Genomic DNA, 20,989 nt, shown 5'->3' on the forward strand with positions numbered 1-20,989 from the left:
ATGGGGCTATGCGAACATAGCCCCAGATTTTTTAGTTATTGCCCCAGTAAATCTTTAATCTTTTGGTCAGCATCCTTTACAGCTTCTGCTGCTGTTTTATCTTCTACAAATGCTTTTTGAGTTTCCACCTGCAGAATATTTGAAACTTCTGCATAATAAGGGGACTTAGGTCTTGGATATGCGCTTACAAAAGCAGGGAACATATCTTCAATAAAAGGCATTTTTTCTAAAATATCAGAATCAGAATATAATGATTCTCTAGCAGGAATATGACTTAAACCTAAAGCAGCCATCTTTTGCGCTTGCTTACTACCTCTAAATTTAGCAAATTCAACTGCTTCTTCTTTATGATCTGAATATTTAGAAACCATTACCTGCCAACCACCTAAAGTAGAATAACTTCTTTGGTCAGGACTACCCATTGGAAGAGATGCTATTCCAACTTTTCCAACAACTTGAGAGTTATCAGGATCTTGAGATTTACGCCATCCGCTTGGCCAATCTCTTAAAAATACAAGTTTACCAGAGAAAAAAGGTGCTCTTGCATCGCCACTATAAAAATTGACTATACCATCAGGCATAATATTGTCCTTGTTGATCATATCAGTCATTGTTGAAACAGCTTCGACTGTCTCAGAACTATTATAGACCACTTCTCCATCTTCATTAAATACTTTCCCTCCATAACTCCAGACAAATTCCATCAAATTACAGGTTAAACCTTCATATTGAGCCCAGGAACCTGCATGTCCTTTCATTCCTTCTTCTCTATCCATAATATATTTGGAAGTCTCAACTAAATCATCCCATGTTTTCGGTACCTCTCGATCATACTTATCTAAGAGGTCTTTTCTATAATAGAGCATCCCGGCATCTGTACGATAAGGAACTCCCCATAATTTACCCATATATGTTACTGCTCCAACTGGCCCAGGCAGAAAATAATCCATTTCATCTTCAGATAAATATTCATCTAAAGGCTCTACCCAACCAGCAGCAGCAAAAATTGGCGGCCATGTAACATCAGAATCAAAAATATCCATTGAATTATCTCGAGACTGTAAAATAGTATTTATCATCTGCAATTTTTTATTTGTATCCTGGGGTAACTCTACTAAATTTACTTTTATTCCAGGATGTGTTGCTTCAAACTCTTCAATAATATCTAACCTGGTACCATTTTCTACACCATGAGAGTAATAATTTAAAACTATATCTTCAGCACCTACAGAAATAGAAACTAAAACAATAAGTAAAAATGTAAGTAAAACAATATTTTTTTTCATTTTTTCCCCCTTTTTGCTATCGTTGGCAAAATGAACAAAAAAATAACCTCCTTACCTTGTTTTTTATGCCATCGTTAGCATTAATATTTAAAAACTTATTTATATTATTACACATTTTATAATTTTTGTCAAATTCAGAAAATTTAGATTTGCAATTATTATTTAATAGTTGAATTTATATATTTTTTTCTGCTTTATTTTAAAATTTTAACGATACTACTATGCTTTAAATATATAATGACCAGAATAACCAAAGTATCAGCACATACTTTATTCTTATAAACTAATGATTAAATTATATCAATTTTTACTGATACCCTTGATCAAATCTGATTATTCTTCAGCATTTTGACTGAAAAATTAAAGATCACTTCATTTAGGTTAAAACTAAGCTCCAGGACAATAATTTTAATTGTAATATTCTGCAGTCTGTTTGAGACCAGACTTAAAATCATAGTCGGGACTCCAAGCGAGAATCTCTTTGGCCCTTGAGTTGTCCAAAGAAGAATGGAGAATATCACCGGCACGGGCTTCTTCATAGATTGGCTCCAGCCTGTAATTTGAGATCTGATTTAAATTATCAACTAAGTCATTGACACTATCCTGGCTGGCAGTTGAAATATTCATCAGCTCATTATCACCCTTTTCTAAGGCTGAGAGATTTGCTTTCACAATGTCATAAACATGAATAAAGTCCCTGGTCTGCTGGCCATCCCCAAAGATACGGGGTCTTTTTTGACCCAGCATCAGATCTACAAAAATGGAAACAACTCCCCCTTCTCCTTTTGGATCCTGGCGGGGTCCGTAGACATTGGCATAACGGAAAATTGTGTATTTAAGATTATAAAGTTCGCTGTACATCTTGATATAATGTTCTGGAGTGTGTTTGCTGATTCCATAAGGTGACATTGCCTTAATTGGATGTTTTTCATCAATAGGTAAGTATTCAGGTTCACCATAAACTGCAGCTGATGAGGCATATATTATTTTTTCAACTCCATATTTACGGCAGTTTTCGAGCAGCTTAATTGTCCCTAAAATATTGTTCTGAGCATCAAACAAGGGGTCATCAATTGAATGCTGAACATCTATCTGAGCTGCATGATGAATCACATGGGTAATTTCATTTTCAGCAAAAACTTCTGCTAGAGCATCTGTTTGAATATCCACTTCATAAAATTTGGCCTGCTGATTTAGGTTCTCTTTTTTGCCTGAGCTTAGGTTATCAGCGATAATAACCTGGTAATCTTTTTTGATTAAAGCATCTACTATATTGGAGCCTATAAAACCAGCTCCTCCGGTAACTAAAATCTGCATATTTTCAACTCCTGTTAAATTCATTAGCTAATTATTTCAGGTCTGCTCCGCCAATATATTTCTCGTCATTTATTTTAATAAAGGCTGTAAAAGGATAAATTTTACCATTCATTGAATCATGATGAATATCCTCTAAAAGTTTAATTTCGAAATTTAAAAATGACGTCTGGACCTGGTACAAAAGATAATTATCTTTTTCTATAACTTCTAAATTCTGACGGGCAATATTGATCTGATTCGATAAATAACCATAATTTAGTTTTAATCTATTCTGATTAATCTCCAACTGCCAGGGTGGTTCCTGTCCTCTGGCTATTATTAGATCCTGAGCAGGATTAAAATCGGCTAAAGAAATGAGTGACGCCTTATAACTCTGGCCGTCCTTTTCTAAATAAATATCTCTGCCCTTATTCCAGATGCTTAATTTAGAATTGGCAAATTTGGCCCCGGAGGCAGTTCGCTGTTGTGGCAGAATAAATTCCTGTTCGTCGATAATTAATTGAGCCATCGAATCTAAAAATCTAACCTGAAAGTTCTTTTCGCCTCTGAAACTAAGTATTCTGGCAGGAATTCTGCGGCTCAGTAAATTAATTTCTTTTTGCTGCAGCAGCTCCTGACCATTGAAGTTTTCAACTGCTGTCCAGATCATATCCTGCTCCCATTTAATAATTCCTAAAAGCTGATAATTTTGAGCTGACTCCAGCTGCTCGGCTTCTAACTTAAGCTTGAAATTTACCGGAAGCCCACGCTCAAGGCTTTGTCTCTGTTCAATAATAATTAAATTTTCTTCTGAAGCTGTCTGGTCAACAAGCATTATTCTAGCTTCAGCCCCAGGCCCTAATGCTATTCTCTCTCGATATGACAAGTTAACATTTAAATCTGCTGCTGCAGCCTGAGCATTACTGAATGAAATTAAAAATATGGCTATCAAAATACTCAAAAATAGATGTTTCCAATTTTCTTGAAACTCTTTTATAATTCCCATTATTATCAACCTTTCTTTTTAAATCTGTGCTAGATAAAAGCCCCTCCAATTTCAATTCCAGGAGAGGCCTTTAAATTAGTTCTTTTCTCTATTCGGGCTAATTTTTCATTTGTTTCATCTTTAAATTCATTAATTTTTTTATTAAACTTTAGATACTGTTAATTTTTTTATCAGGCTTTTCAGCCGCTGAGCTTTTTAGCTGATCAATTTTCACTGCCAGTTTTCCCTGTTCAAGGCTTAGACGAGCAGTTTGATAGTGAATCTTATCAATTGTATAATTCAGTTCCTCAAATTGATCACTGTGTTTTTTTAATGTTTTATTGATATTAAATAATTTAATATCCTGTTCTGCAAGAATATTATCCAACTTATCAAATCGTTGATCATGCTCAGTTAATTTCATTTCAATATTATTTAATCGTTTATCGTGATTATCTAGTTTCAGTTCAATATTATTTAATCTTTTGTCTATCTGATCAAAGCGTTTATCATGATCATCAAGCCTTTTCTCTATCTGATCAAATCGTTTATCGTGATCATCAAGCCTTTGGTCTATCTGGTCAAAGCGTTTATCGTGCTCACCAAGCTTTTTTTCGATTTTGTCAAAACGCTTATCGATTTGAGAAAATTTGCTGTCTAATCTCTTATCCAGCTGATCAAAACGACTAACAAGTGTTTCTAAAATATTAGCATCTGGCATCTGATTCACCTGCCCTTCTCCCTATTTTCCATGTACTTATAGTATAACGCATTTTGCTTGTAGTTAGCAAACTTAATTTTCTTTACTAAGACAGCATTATTTTGATTTCTACTGCCGCATACTTTAACAATTGAGGTAAGAATTTTGTATATTAATAAATATTTTAAGGTAATGAGTAGAATCCTGTTATAAAAATAAGTATCTGCAAGATAAAAGTGACTGAAGGTCAAAAATAGCCTGTCAAAGAACTTAATTTTTGTCGAATTTTATCGATAATAGGAGTAACACCACTACACTATTAAATACAATTGGAGGAATTTTATGAAAATAAGAAAATTATCAATCAAATACAAAATATTGCTTATCGTAATTGCTGGTATTATTCTAATGACAGGAGGCATAATTTTTCGCATAAGAGAGGTTTCAACTCAGGAAGCAAAAAATGCTGCTACAATGAAGGCTAAAGCTGATCTTGCAGCTGGTTATGAGATTATTGACCTCCAGTACCCCGGTGACTGGGAATTAAGAGGAGATCAATTATATAAAGGTAATACTTTAATGAATGGGAATTTTGAAATTGTTGATCGGATAGGAAAACTGGCCCAGGGAAACACAGTCACAATTTTTGCTAAAGATACCAGAGTAGCAACTAATGTTATGAAAAATGGCAGTAGAGCTGTTGGTACTCAGGTTTCTCAGGCAGTAAAAGAAGTAGTTTTAAATCGAGGAAACAATTTTTATGGTGAAGCTAATGTAGTCGGAAAACGCTATCAAACAGCATATCAACCTATCCGAAATTCTCAGGGCGAAATAATTGGGATCTGGTATGTAGGAACTTCAATGGATTTTATTAACCAGATGGTAAGGGGAATTACAATTAATACAGCTCTTTTTGCTCTTATTGCTGGTTTAATTCTTTCACTTCTAATCTTTATCTTTGTGCTAAAAATGACAGAACCTCTTAAAGATTTAAGTTCATACGCAGAAGAAATAGCTAAAGGAAATTTAATAATAAACATTAAAGATAAATATTTAAAAAAAGAAGACGAAATTGGAAATCTGGCCAACTCTTTTTCAAAAATGATAGAAAGTTTAAAGAATGTAATGTTGGGGATTGATGATACAGTAGATGAGTTAAGTAATTCTAGTCAAGATTTAACTGCTACCGGAGAAGAATTATCAGCTTCAGCTGATGAAATTGGTAATTCAATACAGCAAATCGCTTCCGGTTCAGAAGAACAGTCAGCACAAGTTGAAGAAGTTTCCTCTATAATTGATACTCTAGCAGATAATATTGATCAAGTGTCATATAATAGTGAGGCTATGGCAGGACAATCAAAAAATGTAATGGAAAATATTAAAGATGGTAATCAGGCTTTAAAAAACTCTGAACAAAGTTTTAAAGAAGTAAGTGAAAATACTCGCTCAACTTCACTTGTCATTGATTCTCTGGGTAAATCTTCAGAAAAAATTGGTGAAATAGTTAATCTAATTAGCAGCATTGCTGCTCAAACAAATTTGCTGGCTTTAAATGCAGCTATTGAAGCTGCTAGAGCAGGTGAAGCAGGAAGAGGTTTTTCAGTTGTAGCTGATGAAATACGAGAACTAGCAGAACAATCTGCCTCTGCCACTGAAGATATATCCAGCTTAATTGTTTCTATTCAAAAAGATGTGAAAAATACGGTCACTAAAATGAGCGAAAATGAAGCTAAAGTTGAAAAAAGTGTTGATGAAATTAATACTACAGCAGCACTTTTCACAAAAATAATTAAAGCAGCTGAAAATCTTGATCACTTAATCCATGAGATTGAAAAACAAAGTCAGCAGATGAATGAAAACAGTGAAGTTGCTAAAGGTGCTGTTCAAGAAATAGCTGTTGTCAGTGAAGAAGCCGCACATAATGCAGAAAATGTGGCTGCTGCAGGTGAAGAGCAGTCTAAATCGACTAAATTTATTGCTCAGGCTTCAGAAAGCCTTGCTGATACTGCAAACACGCTTTCTCAACTTGTTAAACAATTTAAAATAAAAAATAACTAAAATATTGATAATAAAAAACAAGCAAATATTCATGCCAAACAGATTTAAAATAGGGACAGCTCAACTGCTGCCCCTATTTTTGTTCTTATTTATTACTTTCTTTTCCTGCCGTCATAAAAAATATCCTGTGACAGTTTCAATTTTTTTAGCCATGACTTAACATTTTCCTCTTCCAGCTGATCAGAAGCAAATTCGTTCTGAGAAAAATTAATTACTATTTCATCAAAATCAGACTGTTTAATCTCATCTTTTAGCTTTTCTAAATTATTATGGTCAATGAGTTTCTCATCCAGCTCAAAACCATTTTCTACTGCCATTCTTTTTATTTCTTTCATATAATTTTTCGCATTATCATAGTAATTATCAACAACAGATTCTTCTAAATCATTAACAACTTTTCTCCCCAAGACACCAACTTCAGATATTAGATGTTCTGAAAGTTTTGGTACTTTCTCCAACTTAACCGCCCTGACAAAAAGTTTATCCTCTGGTTTGAGTTTGTTTTTTACATGTTTGTTTATCTGCTTTAAGCCACCATAACTGAATAAAATCAGCATATATTTTTTCATTAGTTTATCCCCCACAAGTTATGAAAACTGTATTTGAAGTTTAGAATTTTAAATTGTAAAATTAGATCAAATTATTCATTTAAGACTATTATATGCCTCGTTCTTATTTTTTTAAAGCAATACTAGACGAAAATTTCAAGATCAATCAGCGGCCAGTAAAATCTGGCAACTAAAATATATATTAGCCAGCCAATTATTTTAAGCATTAGACCCCATTTTAAGGCATCTTTGATCTCATAATAGCCGGAGGAAAAAGCAATTGCATTTGGTGGTGTACCCATTGGTAATAGAAATGCGAGACCACCTGACAAAGCTACTGATAGAGTCAACAGTATTGGGTTCAAGCTGTAAGCTTCAGCAGCACTAAAGGCTAAGGGTAAGATCACAGCCACAGATGCTACATTACTGACCCCCTCAGTTAAAACAGAAGTGAAAATCCCAAGCAGTAAAATAAATATAAATGGCGCTATATTTAACTGTGAGAAAAACCTGGCTGCCATCCAGTTGGTAACTCCAGTTTCTACTAGTGAAGAGGCAATAACAATTGCTCCTCCATACATCAAAATTACTCCCCAGTTTACATATCCCTCTACTTCTTCCCAGGTAATAACTTTAAAGGCCACAATTAAAACTCCTCCTAAAAGAGCAGTAACTGCTATGTTGATTAGATTGGAAAAGAAAAGCCAGCTAATAATTACAACTGCTAAGATAATAATTAACTTCTTTTCAGAAGCTGATAAATCTCCCATGGCTTCTGATTTAGCTTTTAACTTTTTTAAAGAACCAGAAGTATTTTTAATATCAATATCAGCAAATTTAGTAATGATCACTGCAAAGACTATTAAAAGTAAAAATGGTAGCGGCCAGCTGTATTTAATCCATTCAAAAAAACCAATTGATATTCCGTAATGCTTTTCTAATAAGCCGACTGCTAAGAGGTTACGGGCACCACCAAGATAGGTTGTAATACCACCAATTACTGTCCCCCAGGCCATTGTTAGGAATAACAGCTTACCATAGCTGCTTTCCAGAGGTTTTAAGTCCAGGCTAACTGCAATCTCTAAAACTATAGGAAAAAGCAGAGCTGCAACGGCATGTTCCGGCATAATTAAAGATAAAAAAGCTGCTGTAAACATTATTCCATATAAAAGTTTTAGGGGGCTGCTGCCGCTGAAAGAAATTATCTTAAATGCCAACCTTGAACCAAGTCCTGTTTGATATAAACCTGAGGCTAAGATTAAAGCACCAAGAATGAAAAAGATTGCTTTAGAGCCAAAAAGTGAAAAAGTATGTTCAATGCTCATAACATTTAAAAGCGGCAGTAAAGCAATTCCTAAGATTGAAGTGACTGATAAAGGCAGTACATGGCTAACCCAGAAAGTTAAAATTAGTATAAATACTGCCAGTGCTCTCTGTCCAGGTGGAGTCAAACCTGCCATGGTTGGTGTTACTAAAAGTATTATAAATAAAATAATTCCTATATATTTAATAGTTTGTTTAAAATATTTAAACATAAAATCATTTCCTTTCGACAAGCTAAGACCTGCTAATAGAGAAAAAACCTCTCCAGTTAAGTAAACACTTACAGGAGAGGCTGTATAAATAATAGCTATTTTGCTACTTTTCGTTCTAATTTATAAATTTCTTTTTCATTTTCAACTTGTTTACGAGCATAATAGGACATGTCAGATTCAATGTTATCCAGCTTAGATTCAGTTGAAGTTCTATATTCGCTCAAACCTCCAACCTGGTCAAATGTTGCATTAACTCTTTTCTCGATTCGAGACAGTGTTTCAGTTGTTTGATCTTTAAAACTGTTAAATTCACCTCTAAAGTTTGAAAGATTAACTTCCAGGCCATCCACTCGCGAATCTAAAGCTGTAAATTTAGAATCCAACTTAGCAACTCGATCAGCTAATTTATCAAACTTAGAATCCATCCTGTCAGATTTAGCATCAAGATCTTCAAGCTTCGAAAGGATTAAGTTTAATGTTTTCTCTTCAGCCACCTCATTTTCACTCTCCTTCCTACCTGTTTTCCATGAACTTTAAAAATCTATTTAAACTAATTATCTACTAGATTTATTATATTACTATGAAGTTTAATTAGCAAGAAAATTGGAGATTAATATAATTTATCAATCTTAATTTGCCTTATGTCCCATAAAAATAACCTTCAAAGTCTCCAGTAAAATCTTTAAGTCAAAGACAAATGACCGCTTATTCGCATATAAGAGATCCATTCGCAGCTTATCTTCAGCATCTGTATCATAATAACCATAAACCTGAGCTAAACCTGTAATCCCTGTTTTTATAAAGTGGCGGTACTTATAATGAGGTAATTCTTTTTCAAACTGCCCTACAAAGTGTGGCCTTTCCGGTCGCGGGCCAACCAAACTCATATCTCCTTTTAAAACATTTATCAACTGTGGAATCTCATCAATTCTGGTTTTTCTCAGAATTTTGCCTATTTTCGTTACTCTGCTGTCATTTTTTTGAGCCAGAACAGGTCCAGTATTTTCCTCTGCATTATTAACCATTGTTCTAAATTTATAGACTTCAAATTTTTCTCCCCGACGGCTGACTCGCTCCTGAGTAAAAAAGAGAGGGCCTCTGCTTTCAAGCTTTACTGCTATTGCAGCTGGCAAGGTTAGGGGTAAACTTAAAATTAGACCAATTAAAGCTAGAGAAATGTCTGTTAAACGCTTAAAGAAAAAACCTATAGAATTGTGAGGTGGAACAATCTCAAAAACGGGCATTTCTCCAATCTGTTCCAGCCTTGAACCGGAAAGCATAATCTCATAAAACTCAGGCACTAGTGAAACTTCCCAGTCTTTCTCCAAGGCTGCATAAAAAGCATCTTTTTTTTCCGCTTCATTTAGGTTAGAAGCTACAAATACTATATCTGCTTCCATCTTCATTAATTTATCCTCTAAATTATTAAAGTCAGTGAAAAGATCAAAATCTACATAATTTAAATCTTTAAGGTAACCAGGATCATCTATTATTACATATTTAATGTTATAGCTTTTGTGCATTGAATGAACTATGTTTTTAATCAATTTCGCTGTGTTTTCTCCCCGGCCTACAATAATAATTTCTTCTTTTTTAGAAATAAGTCTCTCCAGAGCTATTGTTAAATAACGCCAGGCAACCATTGTCACAAAAAGTGTAGGAAAAGATATTAAATAAACTGAACGCGGGAAAGCTAAAGAATGAGTTAAATAAGTAACTGCACCTGTAAATAGGACAATTATAAAGGTTGCAGGGATAAAAGTATAAAAAACTTCATCCAATCTTCTTTTAAGTTGATTACTGTAGAGATTATACATCTGAAATAAAAGCACAGAAAATATTGAAATGTATGGTATAATATTTAAATAGTCATTGTAATTTTGCGCTGGTATACTTCCGGTAAAACGCAGTTTAAAAGCCAGTAAAAAAGCTAAATTAACAAATATAACATCCCCAATAATACGGATGGTGTTCATGATTAATTCTTTAATTTTCATAATATCCCCCTGTTGTAAAGCAGCAAGCAAAAATTGGATCTTTATTCATCTCTTATTATACTTTAAATAACAGGGTAATTCAATGAATTCGACAAAAATAGAGCTTATGGGATTTTCTATTCAAACTTCCACAGTTAAAATTATTAAAGTCCTCCATTTTCATATAAATAAAAATCCCTCACCAGAATTTAATAAATTCCAGTGAGAGTAATCATCAAATAATAATTTTAATTAACTATCAAATCTATAATTATCTCTCTTCTTTAATGATTTCAGCAATATCAACATACTCATTAGGAATAACAAGATCATTATCTAAAGCAGATTCAAAAAACAGCTTTTTATACCACTGAGTCCCCTGATAATATTTATACCAATTGGAATCCAAAAAATCCTCTGCTAGATAAACTTCCTTTACAATTCTGTCATTAAAATCTTCTGAAATAAAATATTGAAAAGCTTCTTCAAGCCATAGGTTCTCATCATATTCTAAAAGCTCATCATCTTCTTCAAAAAGTCCTTCTTTGATCATAAACTTTTTCCAGTTTTGAATACGAGCATCCGTTTTTTCTTTTAATACTAAGTTATTAAAAAATTTATTTTCATTTAATTCAACAGGAGAATCGTCTTTATATTCTGAATTTTTCTCTAAAAAAGTCTTTAAATGTTTTTTAATCTTTCCAAATGCCTCTGTAAATCTTTCTTTATTGCTAATTCTCGTTGTTTTATATTCTTCAGAAAAGTCATTGGAGCTGTCAAAACAATATTTCCAGTCCAGATATGGCATATCAGGATAACTAAATACCTGACCATGTCCATAAGCAGGCAGATATACATCTTTAGTTTCATATTTAAACTGATCAAATAATTTGTTTGCAAAGCCTTTAAGTCCAACATCTTCTTCAATTTTATTGGCAGTAGCAAGCTCTTCTACATCATTGACCTTACTTAAAATACCTGAGAAACCCTGATGTGAAAAAGTATCTGCATAAGCATGAAGAGTAATTCCCAGTTTTATCGGATCTCCTTCTTTTAATGCTGCTTTTAGTATATCCATAATAATTGGTGACTCTTTTTTGCAGCGCATCTTTTTCACAAAACTTTCACCATCACAGCCGGGAACAAAGTGGAAAGCTGTTGTATTATTAATCATGGCCCCATAATTGAAAGTATTAACTATAAAATAATCATGGCAGGTTGCCGCATTAATAATTTTTTCAGAATCGCCGCAATCCTTTTTCAGCCCCGAAAATATCGCCTTAAGATTATCATCAGCGAGAGTTATTTTATTTATCTTGGCATCATCAACAAACTGAGAAGCATAAGCTATTTTGTAGGCAGTTTCTTTTTCTATTCCAACAGAACGGGCCATGGCCAGCAGAGCATAGAAGTGAGCATCTTTTTTCATTTCAAATCACCCTTGTATAGTATATTTGATTGATTTTCTATTGGAATGAATAGGATATATAGTTAGCTAAAGTAAACTTTTAAATTAGAACGTGATTTTTTGCATTAATCAATCTATTTAAATTATAATACAAACGTTCGTTAAAATCAAGAAAATTTTTCTTTAAATATTTAAATCTCCCATTAAAACACCAACTACTTCTTCCTTTTCTCGAATCGGAACTGAAATTGCAATACAATAATTATAGCTATCCAGCGAGATATAGGGATCAGAACAATATACATTACCTTTTATAGCTTCAGAAAAATATTCTCTATGAGAGAAGTTCTTCGTCATATCTTCTTCTTCGATATTAGAAGAAAAATTCATCCCTTCAGAATTAAAAACCGACAACATTTCAAATTGATTATATTCTTTTATTAACTTCTTTAACAACTTTCGGCTCTGATTATTGTCCTGCATTAATTTGGGTGAAGATATTTCTTTTAATATTTCAATACTTTCTTCAATTATCTTTTTATCAGCTTCTGTTAGTTCAAATGCCTGCATAAAATAATTCGTTTCCTGATTCAACTCTGATATTTCTTGATAAAAGCCATCCATATAATTATCTATCTGCCCAATAAAATCTTTTTGCTCCTGAGTATTAGCTGTTATCTCTTCTACCCCAGCTACAAGCTGCTGAGAATTAACCGTAATTTGATCCATCATCTTTTTTACCTCTTCTGAAAATACATTTTGTTTAATTGACAAATTCTTAATTTCATCTACTTGCTCTCGCAGTTCAATAGTAGAAGCATTAATTTGTTTAAATCCCTTTTCCGCCTGACTAATTTTAGTTAAATCTCTTTTGATATTATCAACTCTTTTACTCATTTTGGTATTGACGCTTTTGGTCTGAGAAGCGATGCCTGAACTAATTTCTTTAATATTAGCAGAAAAATTAGCTACCTGTTCTGAAAGCTGACCGATTTCATCTGCCACAACCGCAAATCCTCTTCCTCTTTTACCGGCTCTGGCAGCCTCTATAGCAGCATTTAATGATAGAAGATTTGTCTGCTCTGATATTTCATTTATTTTAATTATTATTTCCTCGATACTGCTGGCTTTACTATTTAATTTTTTTATTTCCTGACTCAAATTATCAAAGTCATTTATACTTTCCTCTACATCACCGATTGTAATTTGCAAGTCTTGATCATTCTTTTCGACAATCTCCTGTATATTTTTTACTTTTGAAAGTGCAGTTAGACAATTATTTTTTATTGAGTCAGACAATTGAAGAGAATTCTCCATTTTTTCATCAGTTGCTTCTGCATGCTGGCTCTGTTCTATCATATTTTCACTAAAACCTTCCATAGTTGAAGAAGAATTTTGTAAAGAGTCCTTTATAGATCTAATGTCTTGCTTTATTGTAGCTGAGGAGTCAAATATTTTTTCAGAAATTTGAACAGTATAAGCTATAAATTTTCTAATTCTCATTAAACCTTTATTAAAATAAATCGAAAGATTTTTAAGTTGGTTATTCTCAGACCCAATTTCAACGTTCATACTTCCGGCAGCCAGCAGCTTAAATTTATCTTTTAAAAGTTTCAATATCTTATTTTTGCTTCTTAGCCTTAAAAAGAGGATTACCAGAACTATTGTAATAAATATTATAAGTAAATACATTTCTTCTCTCCTAATTTAAAAGAAAAAGGCAGAAAAATTAAAACTCTTCCTACCTTTTTCCCCTTATAATTAATTATAATCTTTTAATAAAATCTGACTAAAATCAGTTTTTATTTGATCACGCATTTGATAGGCACTGTGTAAAGCCTTTAAAGCTCTAGCATTAGAATATTCAGTTAAAAAATCTATCCCAAATTCTGGATCCTGGTGATAAAGATTAAGCGCTAATTTTTCTATTTTAGGTTGGATTTCAAACTGATATTCTTCAAATTCCTGCCACTCCCCCTGCACATAATCTAATTTAAGTTGATTATGACTGTATGCCAGATTGGTTAATTCCCTAAAAGCCCAATAGGCAGATTGGGAATCATAATGGCTATTTGCTTCTGTATAGGCTGCAGGGATTTGATTGATTCCTGAATAATACGGAATATAGACACTACCTAAAGGACTTGACATTGCAAGCCAGGTTATACCTGCTATAGGGTTGGGTAAGTTATCTCTTAGCTGAACTACATGTGATTCTATTGTTTTTAGTGTTCCAGGAGCTCTCTGGTTTACACCATTTTTCAATGGGTCATATTCACTTTCCTGATAATGATACCTCAAAAAACTCATTATCTCACTTAATTTTATTTTTTGATCCGGTTCAACAAATAATGGATAATTTTTTGCTTCTGGATTCGGATTAAGTGAAGAAGTGAAATAATTGATTCCACCCCACACTCGTCTGTAATTATATTCTTCATAGTCTTTAGCTGTACCATAGGCTTTAGCAAAATTGAATGATTCATTTTTATAATCATAAAGCTCGTGCTTTTTGGCAAACTCTATTAAGTCAGCTGAACCCATATAATTTTCTTTATCATCTAAATCAACCTTACCAATTCTGAGCGCATTAGCTAAAACAAGATATTTATTATCTGGAACCCGAGCCGCTACCCAGTGATGTCCCCCTCCAACTTCAACAATCCAGGCTTCCCCGGGATCGGCTACTACCAGAGCAAAACATTCAGCTGCACCTTTGCTTTCTACCATTTTTCCAACCAATTTTACAGCTTCCCGGGCGTCTGCTGCTTCTTTAGCAAGTACAGTAGTAATTATATTTTCTCCAACTCCGGTTTTAACTAAAGGATCGGCTGCAGCTGCTTTCTTATTTTGACTGGCAGAATTGGTTGCAGAAACTCCCAACTGTTCTGTATTAATTGCAACTTCCTGGAACCTGCCCAGATCAGGACTAGCATCTTCTACTGACATATATTGAAAGGTCTTTTCCGGTAACTTCCATTCAAAGTCATTTTCTGAAACTATTATTTTTTCTTCATCAAGTTTTTGTGTGGGATTCAATTTTAAATTTTTGGCCCAGTTACCGGCATAGTCTTCGTTTCTACCGATATAGATTGACCCATCTGCAGATGCCTTCTTCCCGACCACCACAGTTGTACATCTAGCCAGGGCAATTGAAGAAATTGAACACATTAACACTAAGATTATTACTGCAGTAGTAACTTTAAGATTAACTTTTTCTCTCAACATATTTATTCATCTCCTCTGCTAATTAAAGTTCCAGTTTTTCCTTCTAAACCTGCCTGAGCCTTACAGAGAGAAGTAATTAGGGCTTTAGCATTTTCCTTTTTTTCTACAAAGCTGATTGCTGCTTTAACTTTGGGCAGCATACTTCCCGGGGCAAAATGACCCTCTTTAATATACTTTTTTGCCTGTTGAACATCAATCTGATCAAGCCATTCTTCATCTTTCTGACCAAAATTAATAGCAACTTTATCAACTGCAGTCAGAATAACCAGCAGATCAGCATCAATAATTTCAGCTAATTTTTCACTGGCAAAATCTTTATCAATTACTGCAGAAACACCTTTTAAAAATTTATCTTCTTTTATAACAGGTATCCCACCTCCACCACAGGCAATTACCAGCTGTTGATCTTCAATTAGACTTGTAATTATTTCTTTTTCTATAATATCCACCGGCTGGGGACTGGGCACAACTCTTCGGTAACCCCGCCCTGCATCTTCTATCATTTGATAACCCTTTTCTTCTTTAAGTTTAACTGCTTTTTCTTGACTATAAAAACTACCTACTGGCTTAGAAGGAGAATCAAAAGCCGGATCACTTTTGTCTACAAGCACCTGAGTGATTATTGTAGAAACTGATTTGTTAATTTTTCTTTTTTCTAATTCAGCGCCCAGAGCATTTTGCAGATGATAGCCAATATATCCCTGACTCATTGCTCCACATTCAGGAAAAGGAATAATTGGTATACTATTATCTAACAAACTTTGATTTTGAAAAGCAAGATTGATCATCCCAACCTGAGGTCCATTTCCATGAGCAATAACTAATTGATGACCTTTTTCTATTAGATCAACCAGATGCACTGCAGTTTCTTTTACTAGTTTCTTCTGTTCTTCAGGTGTATTACCTAATGCATTTCCTCCTAAAGCAACTACAATCTTCATATTTTTCACCTCGATTTATATTATTAAAATACTGTTCCTAATGTTAATAAGATCATTATTGTCACCATTAAAATTACAAGTAATTTTGCCGTAAACTTAAGCCATTTACCATAAGGTAGACGTGCAATTGCCAGAGCTCCCATTACAACTCCACTGGTAGGAGTAATTAAATTTACAATTCCTGCTGCTGACTGGAAAGAGGTTACCACCAGTTCTCTACCAATACCAACAAAGTCTGCCAGTGGAGCCATAATAGGCATTGACAGAGTGGCCAGTCCTGAAGTAGAAGGAACTAAAAATGACATTGGAATATAAAATAAATAGCTTAAATTAACAAAGGAAATTGCAGTTAAATCTCCCAACATTCGCTCTCCCCAGTTAAGAATAGTAGCAGTAATCCGACCATCATTCATCACGACTGTTATTCCACGAGAAACAGCAATAATTAAAGCTACTCCCAACAAATCTCTTGCTCCTTCAATCAAAGTATCTACATATTTCTTTTCCCCCATGCCATAAACCATGGCAATAACAAAAGAAGAAAATAAAAATAATACACTCATCTCTGTAAACCAATAATCTCCCAGGGGAGGCATATCTCCAATTAACGGTCCAAGCAGCGGAATACTTTTTATTGCAGAATTTAGACTTTCAAAGATTGTAATATTAAATTTATAAGCCCAGGGAATAACACTTAAAATCATAATTACAAAGGTGACTGCAAAAATCCAGAGCACTGCTTTTCTGCTTTTGTTTAAAGCTTTGCTTTCCTGATCTTCGTCACTTAAAAAATGCTCTTTGTTTTCTTTCATTTTTTCGTAGACAAGAGAGTTTTCAGGATTTTCTTTTACTTTTTTGGCATATCTCATCACATAAGCAATTCCTATTGTTTCAGTAACAATTAAGAGGATAGTTCTTAAAACAATTCCCTGACCGATGGAAATTTCGGCAAACCCGGCTGCAATCCCTGTAGAAAATGGATTGACTGTTGAACCCAGAACTCCCAGTCCCGCTCCCAGTAAAATAACAGAAACAGCAGTTACCGTATCATAACCAGCTGCCAGCATAACGGGAATCACCAGCGGATAAAAAGCAATCGTCTCTTCTGCCATACCATAGGTTGTACCCCCAAGCCCAAATAGTACCATTAAAATAGGAATCATTATCTGTTCACGGCCTTTTAGCTTTTTGATAACAGATCCTATTCCAGCATCAATGGCTCCTGTTTTCATGACCACTGCCAGAAAACCTCCAATCACCAGAATAAAGAAGGCAATATCTCGCGCATCATAAAATCCCTTTATTGGTGCCTGCAAAATCTCCCATAACCCCTGAGGATTTGAAACTGTATGCTGATAACTCTGGGGTACAGGTTTTCCATCTTCCTGCTGATACTGGCCGGCTGGAATAATCCAGGTCAGTACTGCTACAACTATGATTATCATCATCAAAATAGTAAAAGCACTTGGCATTTTAAATTTTTTCATAGTTAGCATTCACTCCTTATTTTTAAATAATTTATTATTGGACTCTATCCTCCCACCGCATAGGGAGGATAGAGTTATAGGTTTAATTACCTGCTGTTGCTATCATTACTGCTTTGATAGTATGCATTCTATTTTCTGCTTCTTCAAAAACTCTAGAATGTTTACCATTAAAAACAGCTTCTGTTACTTCCATTTCTTTAAGTCCAAATTCCTCTTCAATTTCTCTACCAATAGTTGTCTTATTATCGTGGAAGGAAGGTAAACAGTGTAAAAATATAACTTCCTTGTTTTTAGTTTTTTCAATTAGATCTTGGTTAACCTGATACTTCTTTAATGACTTTATTCTTTCTTCAATTTGATCTTCTTCTCCCATTGAGACCCAGACATCTGTATAAATTGCATCGGCACCTTCAACTGCCGCTAAATCTTCACTAAATTTAATCTTCGCGTTAGTTTCTTCTGCAATTTCCTGCATCTCATTGACAAATTCAGCTTCCGGCCAGAGAGACTTAGGAGCCAGGCCAACAAAATCCATCCCAAGTTTTGCTGCAGCAATCAAAAGAGAATTACCCATATTATTGCGTGCATCTCCGGCATAAACTAGTTTTATTTTATCCAGATTTTTATTTGTATTTTCTTTAATAGTCAAAAGATCAGCCAGTACTTGTGTAGGATGGTAGTCATCTGTTAATCCATTCCAGACTGGTACTCCAGAGTGAATTGCTAATAGTTCTACATCTTTTTGTTTGAAACCTCTAAACTCTATTCCATCATAAAATCTTCCCAATACTTTAGCAGTATCTTCTACAGTTTCTTTTTTGCCCAGCTGACTGTTGGTAAGATTGGTTACATTTGCACCTTCATCATAAGCCGCTACCTCAAAAGCACATCTAGTTCTGGTTGAAGATTTTTCAAATAAAAGAACAATGTTTTTACCTTTAAGCAGTTGACCTTTAGCACCCGTTCTTTTTTTCTGTTTTAAATCTGCTGCCAGATCAAGTAAATAATGTATTTCATCTGCACTAAAGTCTTTTAAGCTTAAAAATGATCTACCTCGTAAATTTACTCCCATTATTATTAACTCCTTTCGTTTTTAAAGTTCTTCTCTAATTAAAGGCATACTCATACATCTTGGTCCACCCCGGCCGCGTGACAATTCGGAACTGGGGATAAGATGGAGCTTGACTCCATTTTCTTCTAAAATTTTATTTGTTACATGATTGCGAGAATATACCACTACTTCTCCGGGGGCAATTGCCAGGGTATTAGAACCATCACTCCACTGTTCTCTGCCTGCATCAACTTCATCTCCTCCGGCACACTTGATCAGCGTTATCTCGTCAAGTTCCAGATATTTTTTGAGGATGTTATCTAAAGTATCCTCCTCTTCCTCAATTTTGAGGCTTTCTTCCTTACCTTTAGTGATAGAAAATACTTTTAATTGACCTTCAATTTGAGCATGAATAGTAAATTTATCATAGTCCACCATAGTAAATACTGTATCTAAATGCATAAAGGCCCTTTTGTTAGGAATTTTAAAAGCTAATATTCTTTCAAATGTTTCCTGTTCATCATAGAGAATCTTTTTGGCTACTTCTTCAATAGCTGCAGCATCTGTTCGATGCGAAATCCCCATTGCAAGTACTTTATCATTTAAGATTAATTCGTCTCCTCCTTCTATAGAGCAGCTGGTATTATCTTTATCAAACCAGAAGGGAATCTCACAATCTCTATAATCAGGATGATACTTAAAGATATATTCTGAAAAAATAGTTTCCCGATTTCTGACATCTGTCCGCATGTGATTTAAAGAAACGCCCCTACCAATAGTTGCAAAAGGATCTCTGGTAAAATAAAGATTAGGCATTGGGTCTAAAATAAAGGGATAATCATTATCTACCATGTCATTCAAGGAGCAGTTAGCTATTTTAGGTACCTCTCTCTTACGAACACCAGCCATCATAGTATTTATGAGCTCATTATTACTCATGGTAGAGAAATAATATTTAACTGCTGACCGTTCGCCAGGACTAAAAACTCTTCCTTCATCTAAAAACTGTTCTATAAATTTCTTTCTGAGATCATCGTTTTTTATAACTTCTGCAATCTGGTCTTCCAGATAAACAACCTCCACTCCGTTGTCTTCGAGTAATCCAGCAAAAGCATCATGCTCCTTTTGAGCTATCTCTAAATAAGGAATGTCATCAAATAATAGTCTATCTAAAATATCAGGAGTTAAATTTTCTACCTCTCTTCCCACTCGATGTAAGAGAACTTTTTTTAATGGAGCTATTTCGGATCGGACATTTAATGGACTCATTTTATTTTTCTCCTTTCATTTAATAAACTAATTCTGGAAATAAATAATTTCAATTAGCTTTAACAGCAGTTTTAAACAAAAAAATAGGGCCGGGAAAATTAAATTTCCCGGCCCAAGGCCCCAGGTGAAACTTATGAGATTTTTTCGATTTTAATCAGGAATTTTTCTTGATGTCCGTTTACAATTGCCTGTTCATGTTTAAAAAGCTGATACAGTTTGTCTCCAGGTTGATATTCTGCCAGACTCTCCTGTTTGCTTTTTGAATTTTTATTCACAAGAAATCCCTCCCGGGGAAACTATAATGTCTAAATAAATGAACTGTTAACAAGATTCTGTCTTTTGAAGTTAAAAGTCAATTCCACAAATTTACATCTAACTATTGTTGTGATATAATTAATAAATAATTATAAACAGATCAGTCCCCACTGAAATCTGTTACCCTTATTTTATAAATCTAATCCCTCCTTTGCTTTTTAGAAGAACCCAGGGATAGTTCTGTCTTTTTTGGATTTTAAATAAATGTAAGTAGTTTTGTTAGATGATTTTTTAACTACTCTGTTTATATTGTAAACTATTTACGTATGATGTTCAATCAATCTGTATGGTGATGAGGTGTATTTATACGTAAATAGTTTACGAAAACTCTTTCATTATCGTGCTTACTTAAAAATATTAATTATTTGGATGTGATAAAATGAATTTAGGAGATAGAATAAAAAAGCTTCAGAAAATGAATGATTATTCTTTACGAGAATTAGCCAGTAAAGTTGGGATATCTCACACCTTTTTAAGTGATATTGAAAACAATCGCAGCAACCCTTCTCTGGAGAGATTAAAAGATATCGCAGAAGCATTAAATGTTAATGTAAGTTTTTTACTGGGAGAAAAAGATGAAATGGATAACTGGTTGACTGATGAGGACTTCATTTCTTTATACTCAAGATTTCATAAAAACTCTGATTTTAGGAAAGTAATGGAAAAGGTAAATGAGCTAGATTCTAAGCAAATAAAAGATTTGGATAGATACATAGGTAATGAATTCAAATTGAATGATTAATAGTTTTTTGTTGCAAACTAAAATTCCTGTGATTGCAGAGTAAAAACAGGTACTGCAACTAATGTGAGTTGCTTTGTTGAGATGAAATAAAAAAACTCCCACCAGGATTTTAAACTCCAGTGAGAGTGACAGTCAAAACTAATATTTTATTCTACAAACCACCA

General features: G+C 33.9%; 18 protein-coding genes. 2 read left to right on the forward strand and 16 right to left on the reverse strand.

Going from position 1 to position 20,989, the window contains the following annotated elements:
• Nucleotides 1-35: 35 nt before the first annotated feature.
• The 4 genes from ACZ446_RS11820 to ACZ446_RS11835 form a co-directional block, all read right to left on the reverse strand.
• Nucleotides 36-1,286: an ABC transporter substrate-binding protein gene (locus tag ACZ446_RS11820; protein ID WP_464392755.1), complete on the reverse strand. Its 1,251-nt coding sequence runs from the start codon at nt 1,284-1,286 to the stop codon at nt 36-38.
• Nucleotides 1,287-1,694: 408 nt separating this feature from the next.
• Nucleotides 1,695-2,603: an NAD-dependent epimerase/dehydratase family protein gene (locus ACZ446_RS11825; RefSeq protein WP_464392756.1), complete on the reverse strand. Its 909-nt coding sequence runs from the start codon at nt 2,601-2,603 to the stop codon at nt 1,695-1,697.
• A gap of 31 nt (nt 2,604-2,634) precedes the next feature.
• Complete coding sequence (locus ACZ446_RS11830) at nt 2,635-3,588, reverse strand: YbaY family lipoprotein (RefSeq protein WP_464392757.1); 954 nt, start codon at nt 3,586-3,588, stop codon at nt 2,635-2,637.
• A gap of 148 nt (nt 3,589-3,736) precedes the next feature.
• The gene (locus ACZ446_RS11835) at nt 3,737-4,297 is read right to left on the reverse strand and encodes a hypothetical protein (protein ID WP_464392758.1); all 561 of its coding nucleotides are present in this window, start codon (nt 4,295-4,297) and stop codon (nt 3,737-3,739) included.
• Between the two features lie 312 nt (nt 4,298-4,609).
• On the opposite strand from ACZ446_RS11835, the gene ACZ446_RS11840 reads away from it, so the two are divergent.
• A complete protein-coding gene (locus ACZ446_RS11840; RefSeq protein ID WP_464392759.1) occupies nt 4,610-6,325 on the forward strand; it encodes a methyl-accepting chemotaxis protein in 1,716 nt (571 codons plus the stop codon).
• 92 nt (nt 6,326-6,417) lie between these two features.
• Here the strand turns inward: ACZ446_RS11840 and ACZ446_RS11845 are convergent, their stop codons facing one another.
• The 12 genes from ACZ446_RS11845 to ACZ446_RS11900 all read right to left on the reverse strand — a co-directional run bounded on the left by ACZ446_RS11845 (nt 6,418) and on the right by ACZ446_RS11900 (nt 20,043).
• Nucleotides 6,418-6,894: a hypothetical protein gene (locus tag ACZ446_RS11845; RefSeq protein WP_464392760.1), complete on the reverse strand. Its 477-nt coding sequence runs from the start codon at nt 6,892-6,894 to the stop codon at nt 6,418-6,420.
• A gap of 122 nt (nt 6,895-7,016) precedes the next feature.
• On the reverse strand, nt 7,017-8,408 hold the full coding sequence (locus ACZ446_RS11850; protein ID WP_464392761.1) for an SLC13 family permease: 1,392 nt from the start codon (nt 8,406-8,408) through the stop codon (nt 7,017-7,019).
• A 95-nt stretch (nt 8,409-8,503) separates the two neighbouring features.
• Entirely contained in the window at nt 8,504-8,902 is a 399-nt protein-coding gene (locus ACZ446_RS11855) for a hypothetical protein (RefSeq protein WP_464392762.1), read from the reverse strand.
• Between the two features lie 135 nt (nt 8,903-9,037).
• On the reverse strand, nt 9,038-10,405 hold the full coding sequence (locus ACZ446_RS11860; RefSeq protein WP_464392763.1) for a sugar transferase: 1,368 nt from the start codon (nt 10,403-10,405) through the stop codon (nt 9,038-9,040).
• Nucleotides 10,406-10,655: 250 nt separating this feature from the next.
• Nucleotides 10,656-11,813: a DUF6765 family protein gene (locus tag ACZ446_RS11865; protein WP_464392764.1), complete on the reverse strand. Its 1,158-nt coding sequence runs from the start codon at nt 11,811-11,813 to the stop codon at nt 10,656-10,658.
• Nucleotides 11,814-11,975: 162 nt separating this feature from the next.
• Nucleotides 11,976-13,484 carry a methyl-accepting chemotaxis protein gene (locus tag ACZ446_RS11870; protein WP_464392765.1) on the reverse strand — a complete coding sequence of 503 codons (1,509 nt, stop codon included), beginning with the start codon at nt 13,482-13,484 and terminating at the stop codon, nt 11,976-11,978.
• A 69-nt stretch (nt 13,485-13,553) separates the two neighbouring features.
• A complete protein-coding gene (locus ACZ446_RS11875; protein WP_464392766.1) occupies nt 13,554-15,020 on the reverse strand; it encodes a C69 family dipeptidase in 1,467 nt (488 codons plus the stop codon).
• A 2-nt stretch (nt 15,021-15,022) separates the two neighbouring features.
• On the reverse strand, nt 15,023-15,961 hold the full coding sequence (gene arcC / locus ACZ446_RS11880; RefSeq protein ID WP_464392767.1) for a carbamate kinase: 939 nt from the start codon (nt 15,959-15,961) through the stop codon (nt 15,023-15,025).
• A 23-nt stretch (nt 15,962-15,984) separates the two neighbouring features.
• Entirely contained in the window at nt 15,985-17,457 is a 1,473-nt protein-coding gene (locus tag ACZ446_RS11885; protein ID WP_464392768.1) for a YfcC family protein, read from the reverse strand.
• A gap of 73 nt (nt 17,458-17,530) precedes the next feature.
• Entirely contained in the window at nt 17,531-18,520 is a 990-nt protein-coding gene (gene argF / locus ACZ446_RS11890; protein ID WP_464392769.1) for an ornithine carbamoyltransferase, read from the reverse strand.
• A 21-nt stretch (nt 18,521-18,541) separates the two neighbouring features.
• Nucleotides 18,542-19,768 (reverse strand): arginine deiminase, encoded by a 1,227-nt coding sequence (gene arcA / locus ACZ446_RS11895; RefSeq protein ID WP_464392770.1) that lies wholly within the window; start codon nt 19,766-19,768, stop codon nt 18,542-18,544.
• Between the two features lie 131 nt (nt 19,769-19,899).
• Nucleotides 19,900-20,043 carry a hypothetical protein gene (locus ACZ446_RS11900; RefSeq protein ID WP_464392771.1) on the reverse strand — a complete coding sequence of 48 codons (144 nt, stop codon included), beginning with the start codon at nt 20,041-20,043 and terminating at the stop codon, nt 19,900-19,902.
• Between the two features lie 419 nt (nt 20,044-20,462).
• Here ACZ446_RS11900 and ACZ446_RS11905 point away from each other — a divergent pair, with 419 nt between their 5' ends.
• Nucleotides 20,463-20,825 carry a helix-turn-helix domain-containing protein gene (locus ACZ446_RS11905; RefSeq protein ID WP_464392772.1) on the forward strand — a complete coding sequence of 121 codons (363 nt, stop codon included), beginning with the start codon at nt 20,463-20,465 and terminating at the stop codon, nt 20,823-20,825.
• The last annotated feature ends 164 nt before the right edge of the window (nt 20,826-20,989 follow it).

This window comes from Halanaerobium sehlinense (genome assembly GCF_055379485.1).

Coding starts and splice junctions, on each gene's coding strand:
- ACZ446_RS11860 (WP_464392763.1), bottom strand. CDS start 10,405: ATGAAAATTAAAGAATTAATCATGAACACCATCCGTATTATTGGGGAT.
- arcC (WP_464392767.1), bottom strand. CDS start 15,961: ATGAAGATTGTAGTTGCTTTAGGAGGAAATGCATTAGGTAATACACCT.
- ACZ446_RS11875 (WP_464392766.1), bottom strand. CDS start 15,020: ATGTTGAGAGAAAAAGTTAATCTTAAAGTTACTACTGCAGTAATAATC.
- ACZ446_RS11865 (WP_464392764.1), bottom strand. CDS start 11,813: ATGAAAAAAGATGCTCACTTCTATGCTCTGCTGGCCATGGCCCGTTCT.
- ACZ446_RS11820 (WP_464392755.1), bottom strand. CDS start 1,286: ATGAAAAAAAATATTGTTTTACTTACATTTTTACTTATTGTTTTAGTT.
- argF (WP_464392769.1), bottom strand. CDS start 18,520: ATGGGAGTAAATTTACGAGGTAGATCATTTTTAAGCTTAAAAGACTTT.
- ACZ446_RS11845 (WP_464392760.1), bottom strand. CDS start 6,894: ATGAAAAAATATATGCTGATTTTATTCAGTTATGGTGGCTTAAAGCAG.
- ACZ446_RS11850 (WP_464392761.1), bottom strand. CDS start 8,408: ATGTTTAAATATTTTAAACAAACTATTAAATATATAGGAATTATTTTA.
- ACZ446_RS11830 (WP_464392757.1), bottom strand. CDS start 3,588: ATGGGAATTATAAAAGAGTTTCAAGAAAATTGGAAACATCTATTTTTG.
- arcA (WP_464392770.1), bottom strand. CDS start 19,768: ATGAGTCCATTAAATGTCCGATCCGAAATAGCTCCATTAAAAAAAGTT.
- ACZ446_RS11870 (WP_464392765.1), bottom strand. CDS start 13,484: ATGTATTTACTTATAATATTTATTACAATAGTTCTGGTAATCCTCTTT.
- ACZ446_RS11825 (WP_464392756.1), bottom strand. CDS start 2,603: ATGCAGATTTTAGTTACCGGAGGAGCTGGTTTTATAGGCTCCAATATA.
- ACZ446_RS11905 (WP_464392772.1), top strand. CDS start 20,463: ATGAATTTAGGAGATAGAATAAAAAAGCTTCAGAAAATGAATGATTAT.
- ACZ446_RS11840 (WP_464392759.1), top strand. CDS start 4,610: ATGAAAATAAGAAAATTATCAATCAAATACAAAATATTGCTTATCGTA.
- ACZ446_RS11885 (WP_464392768.1), bottom strand. CDS start 17,457: ATGCTAACTATGAAAAAATTTAAAATGCCAAGTGCTTTTACTATTTTG.